Annotated in this window: 14 protein-coding genes; 9 read left to right on the top strand and 5 right to left on the bottom strand. The window is 74.3% G+C overall.

What is annotated here, in order from left to right; translation table 11 throughout:
* Positions 1 to 4 precede the first annotated feature (4 nt).
* The 3 genes from GBN72_RS10615 (at position 5) to GBN72_RS10605 (ending at position 2,599) form a co-directional block, all read left to right on the top strand.
* Positions 5 to 310, top strand: coding sequence for a chorismate mutase (locus GBN72_RS10615; RefSeq protein ID WP_151771456.1), 306 nt, complete (start codon positions 5 to 7; stop codon positions 308 to 310).
* Positions 311 to 573: 263 nt separating this feature from the next.
* Entirely contained in the window at positions 574 to 963 is a 390-nt protein-coding gene (locus GBN72_RS10610; protein ID WP_151771455.1) for a hypothetical protein, read from the top strand.
* 283 nt (positions 964 to 1,246) lie between these two features.
* Positions 1,247 to 2,599: a M28 family metallopeptidase gene (locus tag GBN72_RS10605; RefSeq protein ID WP_151771454.1), complete on the top strand. Its 1,353-nt coding sequence runs from the start codon at positions 1,247 to 1,249 to the stop codon at positions 2,597 to 2,599.
* 104 nt (positions 2,600 to 2,703) lie between these two features.
* Here the strand turns inward: GBN72_RS10605 and GBN72_RS10600 are convergent, their stop codons facing one another.
* Together GBN72_RS10600 and GBN72_RS10595 are read right to left on the bottom strand one after the other, a co-directional pair.
* Positions 2,704 to 3,144 carry a hypothetical protein gene (locus GBN72_RS10600; RefSeq protein ID WP_151771453.1) on the bottom strand — a complete coding sequence of 147 codons (441 nt, stop codon included), beginning with the start codon at positions 3,142 to 3,144 and terminating at the stop codon, positions 2,704 to 2,706.
* 116 nt (positions 3,145 to 3,260) lie between these two features.
* Positions 3,261 to 4,751 carry an aminotransferase-like domain-containing protein gene (locus GBN72_RS10595; RefSeq protein ID WP_151771452.1) on the bottom strand — a complete coding sequence of 497 codons (1,491 nt, stop codon included), beginning with the start codon at positions 4,749 to 4,751 and terminating at the stop codon, positions 3,261 to 3,263.
* Here GBN72_RS10595 and GBN72_RS10590 point away from each other — a divergent pair.
* The gene (locus tag GBN72_RS10590; RefSeq protein ID WP_151771451.1) at positions 4,750 to 5,646 is read left to right on the top strand and encodes a DMT family transporter; all 897 of its coding nucleotides are present in this window, start codon (positions 4,750 to 4,752) and stop codon (positions 5,644 to 5,646) included. The genes GBN72_RS10595 and GBN72_RS10590 overlap by 2 nt on opposite strands.
* Positions 5,647 to 5,765: 119 nt before the next feature.
* Positions 5,766 to 7,055 (top strand): M48 family metallopeptidase, encoded by a 1,290-nt coding sequence (locus GBN72_RS10585; protein WP_151771450.1) that lies wholly within the window; start codon positions 5,766 to 5,768, stop codon positions 7,053 to 7,055.
* Positions 7,056 to 7,134: 79 nt separating this feature from the next.
* Here GBN72_RS10585 and GBN72_RS10580 read toward each other — a convergent pair whose 3' ends face one another.
* A complete protein-coding gene (locus tag GBN72_RS10580) occupies positions 7,135 to 8,034 on the bottom strand; it encodes a restriction endonuclease (RefSeq protein ID WP_151771449.1) in 900 nt (299 codons plus the stop codon).
* A gap of 192 nt (positions 8,035 to 8,226) precedes the next feature.
* On the opposite strand from GBN72_RS10580, the gene GBN72_RS10575 reads away from it, so the two are divergent.
* Together GBN72_RS10575 and GBN72_RS10570 are read left to right on the top strand one after the other, a co-directional pair.
* A complete protein-coding gene (locus GBN72_RS10575) occupies positions 8,227 to 10,311 on the top strand; it encodes an MMPL family transporter (protein ID WP_246212407.1) in 2,085 nt (694 codons plus the stop codon).
* 55 nt (positions 10,312 to 10,366) lie between these two features.
* Positions 10,367 to 11,167, top strand: a complete 801-nt coding sequence (locus tag GBN72_RS10570; protein WP_151771447.1) for a GNAT family N-acetyltransferase — start codon at positions 10,367 to 10,369, stop codon at positions 11,165 to 11,167.
* 410 nt (positions 11,168 to 11,577) lie between these two features.
* On the opposite strand, the gene GBN72_RS10565 is transcribed toward GBN72_RS10570, so the two are convergent.
* Complete coding sequence (locus GBN72_RS10565) at positions 11,578 to 13,095, bottom strand: vWA domain-containing protein (protein ID WP_151771446.1); 1,518 nt, start codon at positions 13,093 to 13,095, stop codon at positions 11,578 to 11,580.
* Between the two features lie 306 nt (positions 13,096 to 13,401).
* Positions 13,402 to 14,739: a glycoside hydrolase family 18 protein gene (locus tag GBN72_RS10560; protein ID WP_439959763.1), complete on the bottom strand. Its 1,338-nt coding sequence runs from the start codon at positions 14,737 to 14,739 to the stop codon at positions 13,402 to 13,404.
* A 538-nt stretch (positions 14,740 to 15,277) separates the two neighbouring features.
* Here GBN72_RS10560 and GBN72_RS10555 point away from each other — a divergent pair.
* Complete coding sequence (locus GBN72_RS10555; protein WP_151771444.1) at positions 15,278 to 16,843, top strand: S8 family peptidase; 1,566 nt, start codon at positions 15,278 to 15,280, stop codon at positions 16,841 to 16,843.
* A 325-nt stretch (positions 16,844 to 17,168) separates the two neighbouring features.
* Positions 17,169 to 18,698, top strand: a complete 1,530-nt coding sequence (locus GBN72_RS10550; RefSeq protein ID WP_151771443.1) for a DUF4190 domain-containing protein — start codon at positions 17,169 to 17,171, stop codon at positions 18,696 to 18,698.
* Positions 18,699 to 18,735 lie beyond the last annotated feature (37 nt).

The following is an 18,735-nucleotide window of genomic DNA, read 5'->3' as shown; positions in this document are numbered from 1 at the left end:
GCCCATGTCGCAGCACCGAGCTTCCGCCTCCCTGACCGAGATCCGTGAGCGCATCGACGCCCTCGACGCGGACCTGGTCCAACTCCTGGCCCGGCGCGAGAGGCTGGTCCGGGAGGCGGCCGGCCTCAAGAAGGACGAGCAGGCGGTGCGCGCCCCCGACCGCGCGGAGCGCGTCGTCGCGGCGGCGCGCGCCGAGGCGCGGAGGGCGGGGCTCAGCCCGGTCGTCGCGGAGGCCGTCTGGCGGGCCATGGTCGGGGCCTTCATCGACCTGGAGCTGACGGAGCACCGCCTGGAGCGCGGGGAGCGCTGATCCGCGGAGAGGGGCTTCGCGGGGGATCCACTTCGGCCATCGCCTCCACGTCATCGCCGCCCCGTCCCTCGCACCCCGTGACGAGTGCGGCACCCGGTGTCACCGTGACCTATGGGGTCCGCGCGGCCGCCGCCCGGCCCGCCGCCCGGCGATCGGATTCCGTCGACCCCTCCGGAAGCGCTTGGCCGCCCCCGCGGCGGTGCTGAAGGCTTCCCTCCGCGACGGAGCGCGCGGTGCGCTCCGGCAGAGAGGGGAGAACGCCCATGAACATCAACCACAAGCCCAGGGCCGTCCTGACCGCCGTGGCCGGTTTCGTCCTGATGCTCGGTACCGCCACGTCGGCGTCCGCGGCCACCCAGATCCCCGCGGACGGCACGGGATACGCCTACTGGCAGTCCGACCCCAGCGGATCCACCCCGGGCGACGCGTTACGGGTGTGCGACACCAAGGCCGACGGGTACGCCGTGCGGGCCGTGCTCACCACCTACTCGGGCGGCAGCTACCGCGAGGTGAGCACCTCCGGCCACGCCGCCGGCTACTGCTCCCCCTGGAAGACCGGGGACCTGCCGGAGGGCACCAAGCTGGTGATCACGACCCACTACGGCTCCAGCGGCAACTGGGTCGCCGCCGACATGGACTTCGTCACCGCCTGACCCGCCTCCTCATCGGCGTGCGGATCCTCCGCCCGCGCCCGGCGCCCCGCGTCGCACGGGCACGGGCACGGGCGGAGGTCCGAGTCCGCGAGGGCCGCCGACCGGGGCGTCCGGAAGACGCTCTTGACGGGACACTGACAAATCGCTGAGCATCGGGCTCGCTCAGTGACCAGCACGCAGTGACCAGCACGCAGTGACCGGCCGTCAGCGACCGCTGAGCCGGTCCCACCGCTCCAGACCCCGTCCGGTACACCCCGCCTCGACGAGAAAGCGCGGTTCCCCCATGAAGAGCCCCGAGCCCGGCCCGCTCCGACCGCTCCGCAGACGCGCCACGACGGTCGCCGCCGTGGCGGTGACGGCGCTGCTCGCCGTCACGCCCGCCTCGTACGGCAGCGCACCCGCCGCCGCCCCGGCCGCGCCCGCCGCCCAGGCGCTCGCCGCCCCCGACATACCGCTGGCGAACGTCAAGGCGCACCTGACCCAGTTCCAGTCGATCGCCACCGCCAACGGCGGCAACCGGGCCCACGGGCGCCCCGGTTACAAGGCATCCGTCGACCATGTGAAGGCCAAGCTCGACGCGGCCGGGTTCACCACCACCGTGCAGCAGTTCACCTCCTCCGGGGCCACCGGGTACAACCTGATCGCCGACTGGCCCGGCGGCGACCCCAACCAGGTCCTGATGGCCGGCGCGCACCTCGACTCGGTCGCCGGCGGGGCCGGGATCAACGACAACGGCTCCGGATCCGCGGCCGTGCTGGAGACGGCGCTCGCCGTCTCGCGCGCCCAGCTTCAGCCCACCAAGCACCTGAGGTTCGCCTGGTGGGGCGCGGAGGAACTCGGGCTCGTCGGCTCCAAGTACTACGTCAACAACCTGGCCACGGCCGACCGTTCACGCATCTCCGGCTACATCAACCTCGACATGGTCGCCTCCCCGAACGCGGGCTACTTCGTCTACGACGACGACCCGGGGATCGAGAAGGTGTTCAAGGACTGGTACGCCGGCATCGGCGTGCCCACCGAGATCGAGACCGAGGGTGACGGCCGCTCCGACCACGCCCCGTTCAAGAGCGCGGGCATACCCGTCGGCGGGCTCTTCACCGGAGCCAGCCGCGTCAAGACGGCGGCCCAGGCCACCAAGTGGGGCGGGACCTCCGGGCAGGCCTTCGACCGCTGCTACCACTCCTCGTGCGACTCCACGACGAACATCGACGACACCGCCCTCGACCGCAACAGCGACGCGCTCGCCCACGCCCTGTGGACCCTGGGCACGCAGGCGGCGCCGGCGCCGGGCACCTCCTTCGAGAACACCACGGACGTCGCCATCCCGGACGGCGGCGCGGCCGTGACCTCGACCATCACCGTCACCGGCCGCACCGGCAACGCGCCGTCGACGCTGCGGGTGGGCGTCGACATCAAGCACACCTGGCGCGGCGACCTCGTGGTCGACCTGCTCGCCCCCGACGGCACGGCGTACCGGCTGAAGAACTCCAGCGGCTCCGACTCGGCGGACAACGTCATCGCCACGTACACCGTCAACGCCTCCACCGAGACGGCCGACGGCGGCTGGCGCCTGCGCGTCCAGGACGTCGCCGCCCAGGACACGGGGTACATCGACAGCTGGAAGCTGACCTTCTGACCTTCCGGCCTGCTGACCTTCCGGCCCGTCCGGTCCTCGCACGCCGAAGGGCGTCCCGCACCGTACGTGCGGGACGCCCTTCGGACGAGGCCGGGACGCCGGCGTCAGACCGCGGCGGCCTCGGCCCTGTCCTCCCGGCGGGAGCGGATCCGGCCGCGGAGCATGAAGATGCCGAAGATCAGGATGATCACGCCGGTGCCGCCCGGGATGGCCCACTTCTTGTAGTCGTCGACGACGGCGGTGGTGGCGTCGGGGCCCTCCACCTTGGTCGCCACCGGGGAGGTGGGCTCGGAGTCGAAGTTGGTGTCCACCTCGACGGACGCGATCGTGAACGACTTGTCGTCGGCCTCGAACGAGCCGGTGCACGAGTAGGTGGTGCCGCTGCGGCGGGTCTTCTCGGTCTCGCACTGCTGGGCCGTGAACTGGCCCGGGGTGCCGGTCACCTGGGTGTCCGCGCGGATGACGCTGAAGACGATGAGGCCGACGCCGCCGACCAGCGCGACGATCATGATCAGGAACTGTCTGATCGCGAAAAGGCGTTCCATGGGAGCCCCCCCTGGGGTGTGGACATGGGTGTGTCGTGGATGAGGCACATGCCCCGAGGGGGAAGGCCGCACGGCAGCGTAAGGGATCACGCTTGTCGGTGTGCAGTAAATTTTGATCACGCATTCGTTGCGAACCGGGGCCCGCCGAAGGGCCCGGCCGGCGTGCCGTCGAGGGCTTGCGCCAACCGCTGTACGCCGTCCTCCAGTTGGGCCGCGCCGGGGGTGCTGACGTAGCTCAGACGCAGATGGGGCGCGGGCGGCTCGGCGGCGAAGTAGTGGGTGCCGGGCGTGACGGCGACCCCGAGACGGAGGGCTCCGGCGGCGACGGCGCGCTCGTCGGCGCCGCCCGGCAGGCGGAGCCAGAGGTGGAAGCCGCCCTGGGGAGCCCGCTGCGGCAGCAGACCGGGGAGGTGTGCGGCCAGGGCGGCCAGCAGGGCCGTGCGGCGGTCGCGCAGGGCGGTGGCCAGGGCGCGCAGGTGGCGGGGCCAGGCGGGGGAGGAGACCAGCTCGAGGGCGGTCTCCTGGAGCGGGCGCGGCACGAAGAGGCTGTCCACGGCGTGCACCGCGCGCAGCCGCTCCAGGGCCGGGCCGCGGGCGGTGAGGGCGCCGACGCGCAGGCTCGGCGCGGAGGACTTGGTGAGGGAGCGGATGTGGACGACCACCCCGTCGGGGTCCTCGGCGGCCAGCGGGGGCGGCGGGGCGGGGGAGTCCGCGTGCACCAGGCGGCGGGCGAAGTCGTCCTCGACGACGAAGGCGCCCGCCCGGCGCGCGATGCGCAGCACCTCGGCCCGGCGGGGCCCGGCGAGGGCCGTGCCCGTCGGGTTGTGGAAGAGGGGCTGGCAGACCACCAGCCGGGCGCGGGTGGCCGCGAACGCGTCGGCCAGCAGGTCGGGGCGGATCCCGTCGGCGTCCACGGGCACCGGCACCGGCCGCAGCCCGGCGGCGCGTGCGACGGCGAGGGTGCCCGGGTAGGTCGGCGACTCGACGAGCACGGGTGAGCCGGGGGCGGTCAGCGCGCGGAGCGCGGTGGTCAGCGCCACCTGGCCGCCGGAGGTGATCAGCACGTCGGAGGCGGCCAGCGGGCCCGATGGGCCGCCGATGTCGCGGGCGAACCACTCCCGCAGCTCGGGCAGGCCCTCCATGGGCGGACGGGACCAGGTGCCGGGGCGCCGGCCGGCCCGCGCCAGCGCGGAGGCCAGGGCGCGCTCCGGCTGCATGCAGGCGTGCGGGTAGCCGCCGCTGAGGTCGATGATCTCGGGCGGCGGCGCGGACAGGGTGGCCAGGATGCCGGAGGCGTCGGCGGCCCGCGGCCCGACGTCCACGGCGTTGTGCGGCGGGTCCGCGCTCAGCGCCACCTCCTGCCACGACACGTCGCCGAGCACGGTAGCGGCGGGCGGGGCGGTGGCCTTGAAGACACCCGCACCGGGGCGGGCCACGACCAGGCCCTCGGCGGTCAGCACGGCGATCGCGCGGGACACCGTCACGGGACTCACCTGGTGGGCGGCGGTCAGCTCGCGACTGGACGGCAACTTCCGCCCGGGCGCGCAGTGTTCCAGCTGGTTGCGCAGGATCGCGGCCAGCCGATCCACACTGCTACTGTTCGTCATGACAGCACACGATAGCGCTACTCTGATCGCCACGTCGGACTTCCGCAGCGGTACCGTCCCCGCCGCCCTGGGCGTGGTCTCGTTCTCGCTGACCTTCCCGGCCACGGTATGGGCCCTGGACGGCTTCGGCCCGTGGACGGCCACCGGGGTGCGGGGCCTGCTGGCCGGGCTGCTCGCCGCCCTCTGCCTGCGCCTCGCGCGGGTGCCGCTCCCGGCCCGCGCGCACTGGCCCGCACTGCTGACCGTGGCCGGCGGCTGTGTCGTCGGCTTCCCCCTGCTGACCACGCTGGCGCTGCGGACGTCCGGCACCGCGCACTCCGCCGTGGTCATCGGCCTGCTGCCGCTGGCCACCGCCGTGATCTCCTCCGCCCTCACCGGACGGCGCCCCTCCCGCGCCTTCTGGGCGGCCGCGGGCGCGGGCGCCCTCGCCGTGCTGGCCTTCACGCTGGGGCAGAGCGGCGGCGTGCCGACCGTGGGCGACCTCTGTCTCTTCGGCGCCCTGCTGGTCTGCGCCGCCGGGTACGCCCAGGGCGGGCGGCTGACCGCGCACATGCCGGGCTGGCAGGTCATCGCCTGGGGCGTGGTGGCCGCCTTCCCCGTCTCGGCGCTGGTCACGGCCCTCGCCCTGCCCGTGGAACCGGTCCGGCTCACCGGGCGGGCGGTGGCCGGAATGGCGTACGCGGCCGCGGTCTCGCAGTTCGGCGGCTTCGTGGTCTGGTACCGGGGGATGGGCGTCATCGGCGTGCCCCGCGCCAGTCAGCTCCAGCTCGCACAGCCCCTGCTGACCCTCGGCTGGGCGGTCCTGCTGCTCGGCGAGGACCTCTCGCCCCTCGCCCCGGTGACCGCCCTGGTCGTCCTCGCCTGCATCGCCGTCACCCAGCGGGCCCGGGCGTGAGAAGCGTTACGGGCCGGCGTATATGAGGGGCGGTCAGGAGGCGGGCGTGTGAGGATGTGCCGCCGTCGAACTGGAGTACGGCCCGCCTGGGGTCGTCGTCGGAGGAGGAAACCCCCTACATGACTGCCGCTGCCGCCGAGCGGACTGCTCGGCCGTGCCCCGAGTGCGGGGCACGGATGCCGGTCGACGCCCGGTTCACCGTGTGGTGCGCCGCGTGCGAATGGAACGTCGACCCGGTCCGGGCGGCGGAGGGGGAGCCGCCGGGGCTGCTGGAGAGGCGGCGGCGGGAACTGGCCCGCCGGCACGGGGAGCGGCTGCTGCGGGAGGTGGCCGACGGAGTCCCGCTGAAGGCGCGCCGTGACGTGGCGTCGGTGCTGGCCCAGGTCCTCGCGGTACTGGTCCACGGCGTGACCGTGACGCTGGTGGTGCTCGGGGCGTGGTGCCTGGTCGCGGGCTGGGGGACGCCGCTGCCGGTGCTCGGGCTGCTGCTGCTCTGCGTCGCCTGGCCGTTGCGTCCCCGCTTCGGCGAGGCGCCCGACGACGTCCCGCTGCTGCGCCGCGACGACGCGCCCGCGCTGTTCGCCCTGGTCGACGAGGTCGCCGAGGCGGCCGGGACCCGCGGCGTCGACCTGATCGCGGTCGACGACGAGTTCAACGCGTCCGTCTGCGCCTACGGCCTGCGCGGGCACCGCCTGCTCACCATCGGCCTGCCGCTGTGGGAGGTGCTGACGCCACCGCAGCGGACCGCCCTCCTCGGCCACGAACTGGGTCACTTCGCCAACGGCGACACCCGGCACGGGCGGCTGACCTGGACGGCGGAGCAGTCGCTGGAGGCCTGGTGGTACTTCCTCGCCCCGACTCCGCGGCCGGACGCCTGGACCGTCGTCGCCGTCAATGTGATCACCTTCCTCCCCTGGCTCCTGGTGCAGGGGCTGCGCCTGCTGCTGGACCAGCTCACCCTGCGCGCCGGCCAGCGCGGCGAGTACCTCGCCGACCGCGTCTCCGCGGAGGTCGGCGGCAGGGAGGGGGCGATCGGGGTGATCGACCGGCACCTGGTCGCGGACTCGGTGCTCACCGCGCTGGCCCGCGAGCGCAACCGCACCGCGCTGCGGACCTCCCGGGCGGCGGGCGCGCCGGACCCGGCCGACGGGCTCTGGGACCGGCTGGTCGCCCACGTCGGCTCCGTGCCGGAGCACGAGTTCGACCGCCTGCGCCGGGCCGGCACGCGCCGCGGCCACACGGTCGACGCCACGCATCCGCCCACCCACCTGCGCCGCCACTGCCTCACGCTCGGCCCCGCCGGGCCCGCCCGGATCGTCGTCGACACCGCGCGCGAGGCGCGGATCGCGGACGAACTCGCCGACGCGCGGCGGAAGGTGGCACGGCGCGTCCTGGGCGCACGGTACTGACGGCCGGCGGCCCAGGGCCCACGGCCGGCGACTGGCGGCCCACGGCCCACGGCCCACCGCCGGCGGCACCGGTCGCCGGTCAGCCGCCCGCGGCGAGCCCCCACGGCGCCGGGCCGCTGCCCACGGTCCAGGCGAGCAGCGCCTCACGGTCCAGGCAGAGGATGCCGCACCGTTCGGCGTACTCCAGGGCCGGGGCGGTGAAGTCGCTGGTGGTGACGAGGACGGCCAGATGGGCCTCGTGGACGGTGAAGCAGGTGCCGCCGAAGCGCTGGAGGTCCTGGGAGCCGACCTTGTTGCCGGCGCCGTACCGCTTGCACTGCAGGACGACGCGGCGTCCGTCCGGGGTCACGGCGAGGACGTCGGCGCCCAGGTCGCCCGCGCCGCCCACCACCTCGACGCCGGTGCAGCCGTCCCGCTCGCACAGCGCGGCCACGGCCTGCTCGAACTCGTAGGGGTCCAGGGAGTCGTAGTCGGGCAGCGGGATGCCCGGGTGGTGCGGCGGGAGCACCACGGTGGGCTCCGCCGCGGGCTCCGCAGCGGAGTCGGCGACGGGCTCCGCCGCCGGGTCCGCGGTGGCGTGGGGCGCACCGGGCGCTGCCACCGCCGTGGCCGCCGGCCCCGGCGCGGCGGCGGTCGCGGCCACCGGCGCGCCCACGGGACTCCCGGCGGCCGGCCCGAGTTCGCCGAGGGCCGTCTCGGTGGCACGGTCGAGCGCCTCGGCGGTGGTCCGGGCCAGCCCGGCCACCGTGCGGCGGCGCCGCCGCCTGCGAGCCGCGAGGACCACGAACACCACCAGCAGGCCCAGCACGGCGATCCACCCCGGCCGGCGCCCGATCGCCCCGGCCGCCACCCGCACCACCAGGCCCACCATCAGGACCAGCACCGCGAGCAGGGCGAACTGCATCGCCGTGGAATGCAGATCGAAGCGGCGGCGGCGACGGCCGGCCGCGGGGACGCGGTCGACGGGCGTGCCCTGCATCCGTTCCCTCCTCCTGCGCCGAACTGCGGTCGGACACCGGTGCACGTGATCGAACCGGTCGACGGCCGTCTACCCGGGCACCGGCGTTTCACCGAACGGATGTGCAGGCAAGGGTTCCTCCGGGCGGCGGCGGGCACGTGTCAGGATCGGGCGCGCGGCACACGCCGCACGGCACAGCGGAGGAAGAGCACAGTGGAAGCAACCCGCCGGTGGCGCCGGCTCGCCCCAGTACTCCTCGTCGTGGTCGTCTGGCTGCTGGCGGGTGGCTTCCTGGGGCCGTACGCCGGGAAGCTCAGCGGCGTCGCCACCAACGACCAGGCCTCCTTCCTCCCGGAGAGCGCCGAGTCGACCAAGGTCAACGAACTCCAGCAGGCCTTCGAACGCGACCGGACGGTGCCGGCCATCGTGGTGTGGGTCGCCGAGCGGGGCAAGGTCACCCCGCAGCAGCGCGAGGCGGCCGACGCGGCGCTCGCCGAGGCGGCCCGGACCCCCGGCGTCGTCGCGGACGCCCCCGGCGCCGCGCGGCTGATCCCCTCCGAGGACGGCCGCGCGCTCTCCGCGGTGCTGCCGCTGGAGACGGGCGACGAGGAACTGACCGACGGCTCCGTCGCCACCATCCGCGACACGGCGGGCGAGGCCGAAGGGCTGCGGGCCTACGTCACCGGACCGGCCGCCACCCAGGCCGACCTCTCCGACGCCTTCGCCGGCATCGACGGCATCCTGCTCGTCGTCGCGCTGTGCGTGGTGCTGCTGATCCTGCTGGTCGTCTACCGCAGTGTCCTGCTCCCGCTGGTCGTGATCCTCACCGCCGTCTTCGCGCTCGCGCTGGCCTGCGCGGTGGTGTACGCGCTGGCCCGGCGGGACGTGGTGTCCGTCGACGGGCAGGTGCAGGGCATCCTGTTCATCCTGGTGATCGGCGCGGCCACCGACTACGCGCTGCTGCTCACCGCCCGCTTCCGCGAGGAACTCGCCCTCGGGCACGAGAAGTACGCCGCGATGCGCACCGCCCTGCGGCAGACCGCCGGCGCGGTCGTGGCGAGCGGCCTGACCGTGGCCCTCGGCCTGCTGGCCCTGATGGTCAGCGACCTCTCCAACAACCGGGCGCTCGGCCCGGTCGGCGCGATCGGCGTGGTCTGCGCGATGGCCGCGGCCCTCACCTTCCTCCCCGCCGTGCTGGTGCTGCTGGGCAACGCCGCCTACTGGCCGACGCGTCCCGGATCGGCCCGGCAGAAGGCACGTCAGGAGAACGGCCTGTGGCACAAGGTCGCCGATCTGGTGGACCGCCGGCCGCGCCGCATCTGGATCACCGCGCTGGTCGGACTCGCCGCCTGCGCCGCGTTCTCCCCGCTGCTCGCCGCCAAGGGGACGCCGCTGGACGAGATCTTCGTCAACGACGCGCCCTCCGTCACCGGACAGCAGGCGCTGGCCGAGCACTTCCCTGCGGGCTCCGGCAACCCCGCGGTGATCGTCGCCGACGCCGGCAAGGCCGAGGAGGTGACCCGGGCCGCCGCCGCGACCGAGGGCGTCAGCCGGGCCGTGCCGGTCACCGCGGAGGGACCGGGGCGCGGCGAGCCGACGGTGGTCGACGGCAAGGTCCGCATCGACGCCACGCTGAAGGCGGCCGCGGACAGCGACGCCGCCAAGGAGACCATCCCCCGGCTCCGCGAGGCCGTGCACGGCGTCGAGGGCGCCGACGCGCTGGTCGGCGGCTACACCGCCCAGCAGTACGACACCCAGGCCACCGCCGCACGGGACCGGACGCTGATCGTGCCGGTGGTGCTGGCGATCATCCTGCTGATCCTGGTGCTGCTGCTGCGCGGTCTGCTGCTGCCGGTGCTGCTGGTGCTGACCGTGGGGCTCAACTACCTGGCGACCCTGGGCGTGACCGCGCTCGTCTTCCGGTACGGGTTCGGGTTCACCGGCACGGACGCGTCGGTGCCGTTGTACGGGTTCGTCTTCCTCGTCGCGCTGGGCGTGGACTACAACATCTTCCTGATGACCCGGGTGCGCGAGGAGGCGCTGCTGCACGGCACGCGGGAGGGCATTCGCACCGGCCTGTCCGCCACCGGCGGGGTGATCACCTCGGCGGGCGTGGTGCTGGCCGCCACCTTCGCGGCGCTGACCGTGATCCCGCTGGCCTTCATGGCGTTCATCGCGTTCATCGTCGCCTTCGGCGTGCTGCTGGACACCCTGGTGGTGCGCTCCCTGCTGGTGCCGGCGCTGGCGCGGGACCTCGGGGCCCGGGTGTGGTGGCCCAACCGGTCCATGCGGCCGTGAGGCCCGGCGGTCAATTCGTTTGCCCGCAGGACGCTCACCCCTCAGGGTCGGGGGCATGGATCATGCTTCCGCCCTCCTCCGGGCATACGACACCCAGCTGCGCACCGACGCGGAGACCCCCAGCGCCATCGCGGTGACCCGGCTCGGGCCGCTGCGGCTGGTGGTGTTCGGCGGCGGACGCGGGTTCGTCACCTACCAGGACCTCGACGGGGCCGACGCCGCCGAGGTGCGCCGGCTGGTCGGCGCGGCGGCCGACCACTACCGCTCGGATCCGTCGATCACCCGGGTGGAGTGGAAGACCCGGGGTCACGACCACGCCCCCGGGCTCCACGAGGCGCTGCTGGAGCACGGGTTCACGCCCGAGCAGCCCGAGTCGGTCATGATCGGTGAGGCCCGGTCGCTGGCCGTCGAGGTGCCGCTGCCGGACGGGGTGGTCCTGCGGCGGGTGACCGAGGAGGCGGACGTCCGGGCGATGTGCGCGATGCAGGACGAGGCGTTCGGCGACCCCGTGGACGCGCGGACCGCCGACGCCATCCTGTACCGGCTGTCGCTGGACGACGGCATGGAGCTGTGGGTCGCCGAGGCGGAGGGGCGCATCGTCACCGCGGGACGGCTCGAGCCGGTCGCGGGGACGGAGTTCGCCGGCATCTGGGGCGGGGCGACGCTGAAGGAGTGGCGGGGCCGGGGCATCTACCGGGCCCTCACCGCGGCGCGGGCCCGGTCGGCGCTGGCGGCCGGCAAGCGGCTGGTCCACAGCGACTCCACCGAGTACAGCCGGCCGATCCTGGAACGCTACGGGTTCCTCCGGGTCACCACGACGACGCCGTACCAGTGGGCCCGCCCCGCGGCGCGGTGACCTCCGCCGCGGGCGGCGCGTCCGCGGGTGACCCCGGCCTGCCCGGTGGGCGGCGGACCCGTGCGGGACCCGCGTACGGTCCGGCGCCGGTCCCGCGTCACGGCGCCGCCACTGCGGGCGGCGCGTCCGCGGTGACCCTGCCCGGCGGCGGCGGGCCCGCGTAGGGCGCGCCCCGGACCCACGTGCGGTCCGGTGCCGCTCTCGCGTCACGTCACCGCGCCGCCCCCGCAGACGACGCGTCCGCGGGTGACCCCGACCTGGTGGGCGGCGGACCCGCGTAGGCGCGCCCCGGACCCGCGTGCGGTCCGGTGCGGGTCCCGCGTCCCGTCACCGCGTGTCGGCGGGCGCGGGCGGCGCGTCCGCGGGGGCCGCCGCGGGCGCGGTCCCCGTCGCGGGCGCGCCGCCCCGCGTCACTCCTCGCCCCGGAGGGCGGCCGCCCGGTGGACCGCCTCCGCCAGCTCCCGCACCTGCGGATCCTCCGTCCGCCGCGCCAACGCGTCCGCGTGCTCCGCGAGCCCCGGCAACTCCGGCGTCGCCATGCCGAACCCGCTCTCCCGCAGCGCCGCCGCGAAGTGCGCCGCCACCACCGTGACCTGGAACCGCGCCGAACCCTCCCGCACCGACCGGTGGAGATCCCCCGTCTCCAGCGACCGGGACGCCTCGTGCGCCTCCCGCGTGCCCGGGTCCAGCCACCGCACGGTCGCGGTGGCCAGCCGCCCCGACGCGCCCTCCTTCAGCCGCACCGCGTACAGCGCGGTGACCGTGTGCCCGGGGCCGACCTCACCGCCGTCGGCCCCGTCGTCGCGGAAGTCCTCGTCGGCGACCCGCCGGTTCTCGTAGCCGATCAGCCGGTGCTCCTCGACCGTCTCCGGGTCGAACGCGACCTGGGCCTTGGCGTCCCGCGCGGTGAGGTCGACGTTGCGGGGCAGATCCTCGGAGAACACCCGCTCCGCCTCCTCCGGCGAGGAGACGTACACGGTGTGGCCGTCGCCCCGGTTGGTGAGGCGCTCCATCAGCGCGTCCCCGTACTCGCTGCCGACCCCCACACCGAACAGCGTGATCCCGTTGTCCTCGCGCGCGTGCGCCACCTCCGCCAGGAGGGCGTCCGCGTCCGTCTCCCCGGTGTTGGCGAGGGCGTCGGACATCAGCACCACGCGGTTGGTCGCGCCGTCGCGCAGCCCGTCCAGCGCCGCGGTGTACCCCGTCCGCACCCCCGCGCCCAGATTGGTGGAGGCGTCCGGCTCGAGACGGTCGACGGCGTCGCGGATCCGCTCGCGGCCGTCGCCGAGGCGGGTCATCGGCAGGAGCGTCTCGGCCTGATCGCTGAAGGCGACCAGCGCGACGGAGTCGTCGTCGCGCAGCCGGTCGGTCATCGTCCGCAGGCCCTGCTGGACCAGGTCGAGGCGTCCGGCCTCGGCCATCGACCCGGAGACGTCCACGACGAAGGTGAGCGCGGCCGGCGCCCTGCCGCCGTCCTCGGCCCCCGGCTCGGGACGGGTGGCGAGGCCGACCCGCATCAGCGCCCAGCCGTCGTCCCCGGCCCTGGCCCCGTCCACGGACACCCCGAAGCCGTCGCCCTCGGGCCGCTCGTAGTCCTGGCGGAAGCTGTTGACGAACTCCTCCGGCCGCACGGTCGACGGCTCGGGCAGCCGCCCGTCGGCCAGGGCGCGGCGGACGTAGCCGTAGGAGGCGGTGTCCACGTCCAGCGCGAACGTGGACAGCCGGTCGCCGCCCCGGCCCTCGCGCGGGGAGGGCGCGGGCACGTCCTCCCGGGAGACGGCCCTGTCCGGGGCCGTCTGCGAGGCGCCGTCGTCCGCGCTCCCGCCGCAGCCGGTGAGCAGCAGCGCCGCGGTGACCACCCCCGCGAACAGGGCGCGCGGCCTCGGCCGCCCGGTGGTCGCGGTCCGTTCCCCTGCCAAGATCCTCATCTCCAGCGTCCCCCTCCGATGGCGGGCGCCCCGTGGGGGCGCCGGCGGACTTCCCTTGCGTCACTGTGACGCCGGGGGGACGGGGAAGGTGCGCGACGGGGGGTTGCGCTTCGGTATCGGACCGGACACGGTGTGCCGTCCCCGTGATCCGCCCGAGAGCGGCAGGTGACGTTCCGCCTCGCGGAGGGGGACCCGCGCCCGTGACGTGGCGTCACGCGGGGTGGGAGCCGGGCCCGTGACGTCCCGTCACGCGGCGGGGCCGCCCGGACCGGTGGGTCACCGGTCCGGGCGGCCCCGCCCACGGCGTCAGCCGTTCAGGCCGGCGTCCAGCGCCTTGATCAGCTCGCCGTCGGAGGTGTCGCCGTCCAGCGACCAGATCATCGCGCCGCCGAGGCCGCGGTCCTTCACGTACTCGGCCTTGCGGGCGAGGACCCGCGGGTCGTCGTAGGTCCACAGCGTGGTGCCGTCGAAGATCCACGCGTGGCCGCCCGACCTGTCCCGGTGGACGGTCCAGGAGCCGGACGCGACGAGGGCCTTGAGCTCCTTGTAGTCCGCGTAGCCGTTGGCCCACAGGGCGGGGGCCGGGCCCGTGGCCGGCTGCCCCAGTCCGTCGCCGCCGCCGGTCACACCGGTCCAGCCCTGGCCGTAGAAGGGCACGCCCACCACGAGCTTGCGGGCCGGCGCGCCGCGCTTGAGCCATGCCTGCACGGTGCCGTGCACGCTGTAGTCGTTCCTCGCGTACAGCGCGGACTGCTGGTTGGCGACGGGCTCCCCGCTGACGTGGAAGTCGTAGCCCTGGAGCGTGACGAAGTCCAGATCCTTCATGATCTTCGGGACCTCGAAGCCGGCGTCGATCTTCGCCTCGGCGGTGGGCACGAACGCCGACAGCTCGTAGTGCTTGTGCTGCCGCCTGCCCAGCGCGTCGAGCTGCTTGCGGAACTCCGCGACCAGCTTGGTGAAGTTCTTCCGGTCCTCCGGACGGAACGTGGTGTCCACGTCACCCGACGAGCCGGGCCACTCCCAGTCGAGGTCGATGCCGTCGAAGACGCCGGCCGCCGAGCCGGGGCCGCCCCGGCCGCTGTCGGCGGGCAGGTTGCCCTTGATGTAGAGGTCGATGCAGGAGGAGACGAAGCGCTTGCGGGAGGCGTCGGTGAGCGCGGCGTCGGAGAAGTGGGTGGACCAGGACCAACCGCCCAGCGAGATCATCGCCTTGAGACCGGGGTGCTTCTCCTTCAGCTTCTTCAGCTGGAGGAAGTTGCCCGCCAGTGGCTGGTCCCAGGTGTCGGCCACGCCGTCCACCGAGTCCGCGGCCTCCAGCGGACGCACGTAGTCCGCCCAGGCGTCGGCCTCGCCGGGGATGTTGCCCATCAGGCACTCGCCCTGCGGACTCACGTTGCCGAACGCGTAGTTGAGGTGGGTCAGCCGCTCCCCCTGACCGCTCAGGTCGACGTCCTTGACCTGGAAGTCGCGGCCGTAGACGCCCCACTGGGTGAAGTAGCCGACCTGGCGGAGCGTGTGCCGTCCGGCCGCCGAGGAGGCCGTGGAGGCCGAGTCGGGGGCGGCGGACGATGCCGGGGCGAGCCCGACGACCAGAGCGAGTGCGGAAGTGACAACTCCCGCTGCGGAGAAGAGTCTTCGAGGCAGACGCATGGCCGGACGCTATTGGTCTGGACCACAGGGGTCAAGGGTGGGCGGGCGAAAGAGGCGAACGGGAACGGGAAGGGGGCCTTCCGGGCGGGGCGGGCGGATGGCGTGAAAGTGACTCTGTGTGGCGGGGGCGGCGGATCGGGGGAATGGCGTGAAGTCGGCCGGCCGGTGTCCGGAAAGCGGTCGGGCGGGCCGCGGGGAAGGGTGGTGCCTGGTCAGGGGGAGTGCCGGGGGTCGCGTGGCGGGCGGTGGTCCGCCCGCGCGGTGTGCGGTGTGACGCTCGTCTCGTTTACCGAGCGTGTGTGTGTCGTTTGGTGGCGATTGGGTCGGAGCCGGTTTGTGGCGCGGGTGTTACGGCTGCGTGGAACCTCTTGTGCAATCCGCGTAGACCATTCAATCTTTCGGCTTGGCGGCAATCCGGAGTCGCCGAGGTCTCACGACGCTGGTTGGCATGTACCTGCCGCCGCTGCGTCCGCCACAGCGGGCGCGACGGCCCCCGAACCAGCGCTCCACCTATCGCAGGAGGAACCCTCAGATGGCAGTGATACGGAGCCCGCGCAGCAGAATGCTCGCCGGCGTCAGCGCTCTGGCCGCGGCCGCCCTCACCGGCGGTCTGTTCACCGCGCTCCCCGCGAGCGCCGCCGAGGCCACCGGCACGATCGCCTACGCGAACGCGGAGAACGCGGTCGAGGGCAGCTACATCGTCACCCTGAAGGCCGACACCAAGGCCGGGTCGGCCAAGGGCAAGGGCATCGCCAAGAAGCACGGCGCCGAGGTCGAGAAGACCTTCCGCAAGGCGGTCAACGGCTACACCATCGAGGCCACCGAGGCCGAGGCCGCCAAGCTGGCCGCCGACCCGTCGGTCGCCCTGGTCGAGCAGAACCGCACGTTCACCACCCAGGCGACGCAGACGAACCCGACCTGGGGCCTGGACCGCATCGACCAGACCGCTCTGCCGCTGAACAGCTCGTACACCTACGACGACACGGCCGGCCAGGGCGTCACCGCCTACGTCATCGACACCGGTGTGCGCATCTCGCACAGCGACTTCGGCGGCCGTGCCCGCAACGGCTACGACGCGGTGGACGGCGACAACGTCGCCCAGGACGGCAACGGCCACGGCACCCACGTCGCCGGCACCATCGCGGGCAACACCTACGGTGTGGCCAAGAAGGCCTCCGTCGTCGGCGTCCGCGTGCTGGACAACAACGGCGAGGGCACCACCGCCGGCGTGATCGACGGCGTCGACTGGGTCGCGGCCAACGCGGTCAAGCCCGCCGTCGCCAACATGTCGCTCGGCGGCGGCGCCTCCACCACCCTGGACGCCGCGGTGCGCAGGGCCATCGCCGCGGGCGTGACCTTCGCGGTCGCCGCGGGCAACGAGTCCGTCACCGCGACCGGTTCGCCGGCCCGTGTGACCGAGGCCATCACCGTCGGCGCCACCACCAACACCGACGCGCGCGCCAGCTACTCCAACTACGGCTCGGTCCTGGACATCTTCGCCCCGGGCTCGTCGATCACCTCCGCCTGGTACACCGGCGACTCGGCGACCAACACCATCTCCGGCACCTCGATGGCCACCCCGCACGTCGCGGGCGCCGCGGCCCTCTACCTCGCCGACAACCCGTCGGCCACGCCGGCGGCGGTCGCCTCCGCGCTGATCGCCAACTCGGTCTCCGGCAAGGTCACCAGCCCGGGCACCGGTTCGCCCAACCGCCTGCTGTACGTCGGCGCCGGCGGCACCACCCCGCCGCCCGGGAAGTCCTTCACCAACGCCACGGACTACACGATCCGCGACAACACCACGGTGGAGTCCCCGATCACCGTGAGCGGCGTGACCGGCAACGCGCCGGCCACCCTCCAGGTGCCGGTCAACATCGTCCACACCTACATCGGTGACCTCCAGGTCCAGCTGATCGCCCCCGACGGCTCGGCCTACACCCTGAAGGCGTACGGCACCGGCTCCTCCACGGACAACATCAACACCACCTACACGGTGAACGCCTCCTCCGAGGTCGCCAACGGCACCTGGAAGCTGCGGGTCAGCGACAACGCCGCCGGCGACACCGGCTACGTCAACAGCTGGGGCCTGACCTTCTGACGCACCGTCGGGCCACTCCCCGAGAGGCCCGTCGTGCACCCCTCCTCCCCCGGCCCCGCCCCCGTCACGTCCGTCGTGACGGGGGCGGGGTCGTCCGTGCGCCCGCCGGGGCGGCACGGGTTCCGGGGGCTGCGGTACGAGGGGAAAAACCGTTCGAATAGCATGCGCTCCTCGCGTCCGGCGTCCCGCACCGCGTCCCGCCGCCCACCGCGCCGCGGACCGCGTCCGGCGGGCCGCACGTGCCGCCCGGCGCGTCCCGCGCACCGCACGCACACCACCGCACGCACCACCGCACGAGTCACCACCGCACGAGGAGCACAGCTCAGTGGCCACCGAACCACCCACCCCGCCGAACTCCGGCACCCCCGAGGCCGGCGGCCCGGACGCCACCGCGCAGACGCCCCCGTCGGTGTCCTTCGACAAGACGCCTCCGCCGCCGACGGAGCCGCCGGCGGTCCCGGCGGAGCCCGAAGCCGCGTCGGCGCCCGAGGCGCCCGCGGCCCCGGCGACGCCGGCCGGTCCGGCCGACCAGGTCCCGCCCGCGCCCGCCGTCCCGCCCGCGCCCGCAGACGCGCCCGTCCCTCCGGCGCCGCCCGCCGACGGCCGCGACCCGTGGGCGCCGCCGGAGCCGGGCAGCGTTCCCCAGACGCCCGCGGCCCCCCTGGCCGCCGCCCCGTACCCGGCGCCGCCCGCCGGAGGGTTCGGGCCGCCCGTGCCGCCCGGCCCGCAGGGCGCGGGCGCGTACCCCTACGGCCCGCCGCCCGGGCCCTACGGCGGACCGGGCCCGCAGACGTTGTACAACGGCCTCGCCATCACCGCCCTGGTCTTCGGCATCGTGTGCTGCGTCCCGCTGTTCGGCGTGCTCTTCGGCGTGATCGCCCTCTTCCAGATCAAGAAGAAGGGGCAGCGCGGCAAGGGCATGGCGATCGCCGGCATCGTGCTGTCCGCGCTGTCCGCGCTCCTGCTGGTCGTCTCCCTGCTCACCGGGTTCTGGAAGGACTTCGGGCGGGAGTTCAGCGAGGGCTTCAAGGAGGGCGCCCGGGAGGCCAACGTCACCGCGGGCCTCGAGCCGGGCGACTGCTTCGACGAGCCCGGCATGCCGGAGGGCAGCTCCGGCCTGGAGCAGTACGAGGTCCTGGACATCGAGGAGGTCTCCTGCGACGGCCCTCACGACGGCGAGGCGTACGCGCGGTTCGACCTGCCGGAGGGCGAATTCCCGGGTGAGGACGAGGTGATCGACCTCGCGGACGAACGGTGCTCGGCGGAGGTCGCCGCCTACAGCCCCGACGCGTGGAAGGTCTCCCAGCACGCGTACTACACGTACTTCTTCCCGATGGAGGAGAACTGGACGCTGCTGGACGACCGCACCGTCGTCTGCGTCTTCGCCTCCCTCACCGAGCCCGAGCCGCTGACCGTGCCGCTGCGTCAGGACAAGGACTCCCTCGACGCCGAGCAGCTGGCCTACCTGGAGCCGGCCGCGGAGGTCAACACCGCGCTGGCCCGCATACCGTTCGACATGGTCGAGGACGACCTGGAGGGCCACCAGGAGTGGGCGGCGAAGGTCGCCGAGGAACTCACCGGCTTCTCCGGGGCGATACGCGCCCACGACTGGGACCCGCAGGCGGCCCAGCTCGCCGGAAAGCTCGCCGACGAGGTCGACGCCGCCCAGGGCGAGTGGGAGAAGCTGGCGGCCGTCGACAGCGCCGACGACTTCTACCTCCAGTGGGGCGAGGCCGAACTGGCGCTCACCGACGAGACCGGGAGCGCCGTCGGCCTGCGCGGCCTGCTGGACCTGTCCACCGAGCGCCCGGACGCCGAGGACGAGGAGTACGTCGCGGGCGTCGGCGCGCTCTGATCCCGCCGTGCCGTCCCCCTCGCCCCCGTCGTGGTCA

Origin of the sequence: Streptomyces abyssomicinicus (genome assembly GCF_008974245.1) — a bacterium.
In the GTDB taxonomy this organism is placed as follows: domain Bacteria; phylum Actinomycetota; class Actinomycetes; order Streptomycetales; family Streptomycetaceae; genus Streptomyces; species Streptomyces abyssomicinicus.
Note: the sequence above shows the minus strand (reverse complement) of the source record. Positions and strands in the feature narration are given on the sequence as shown.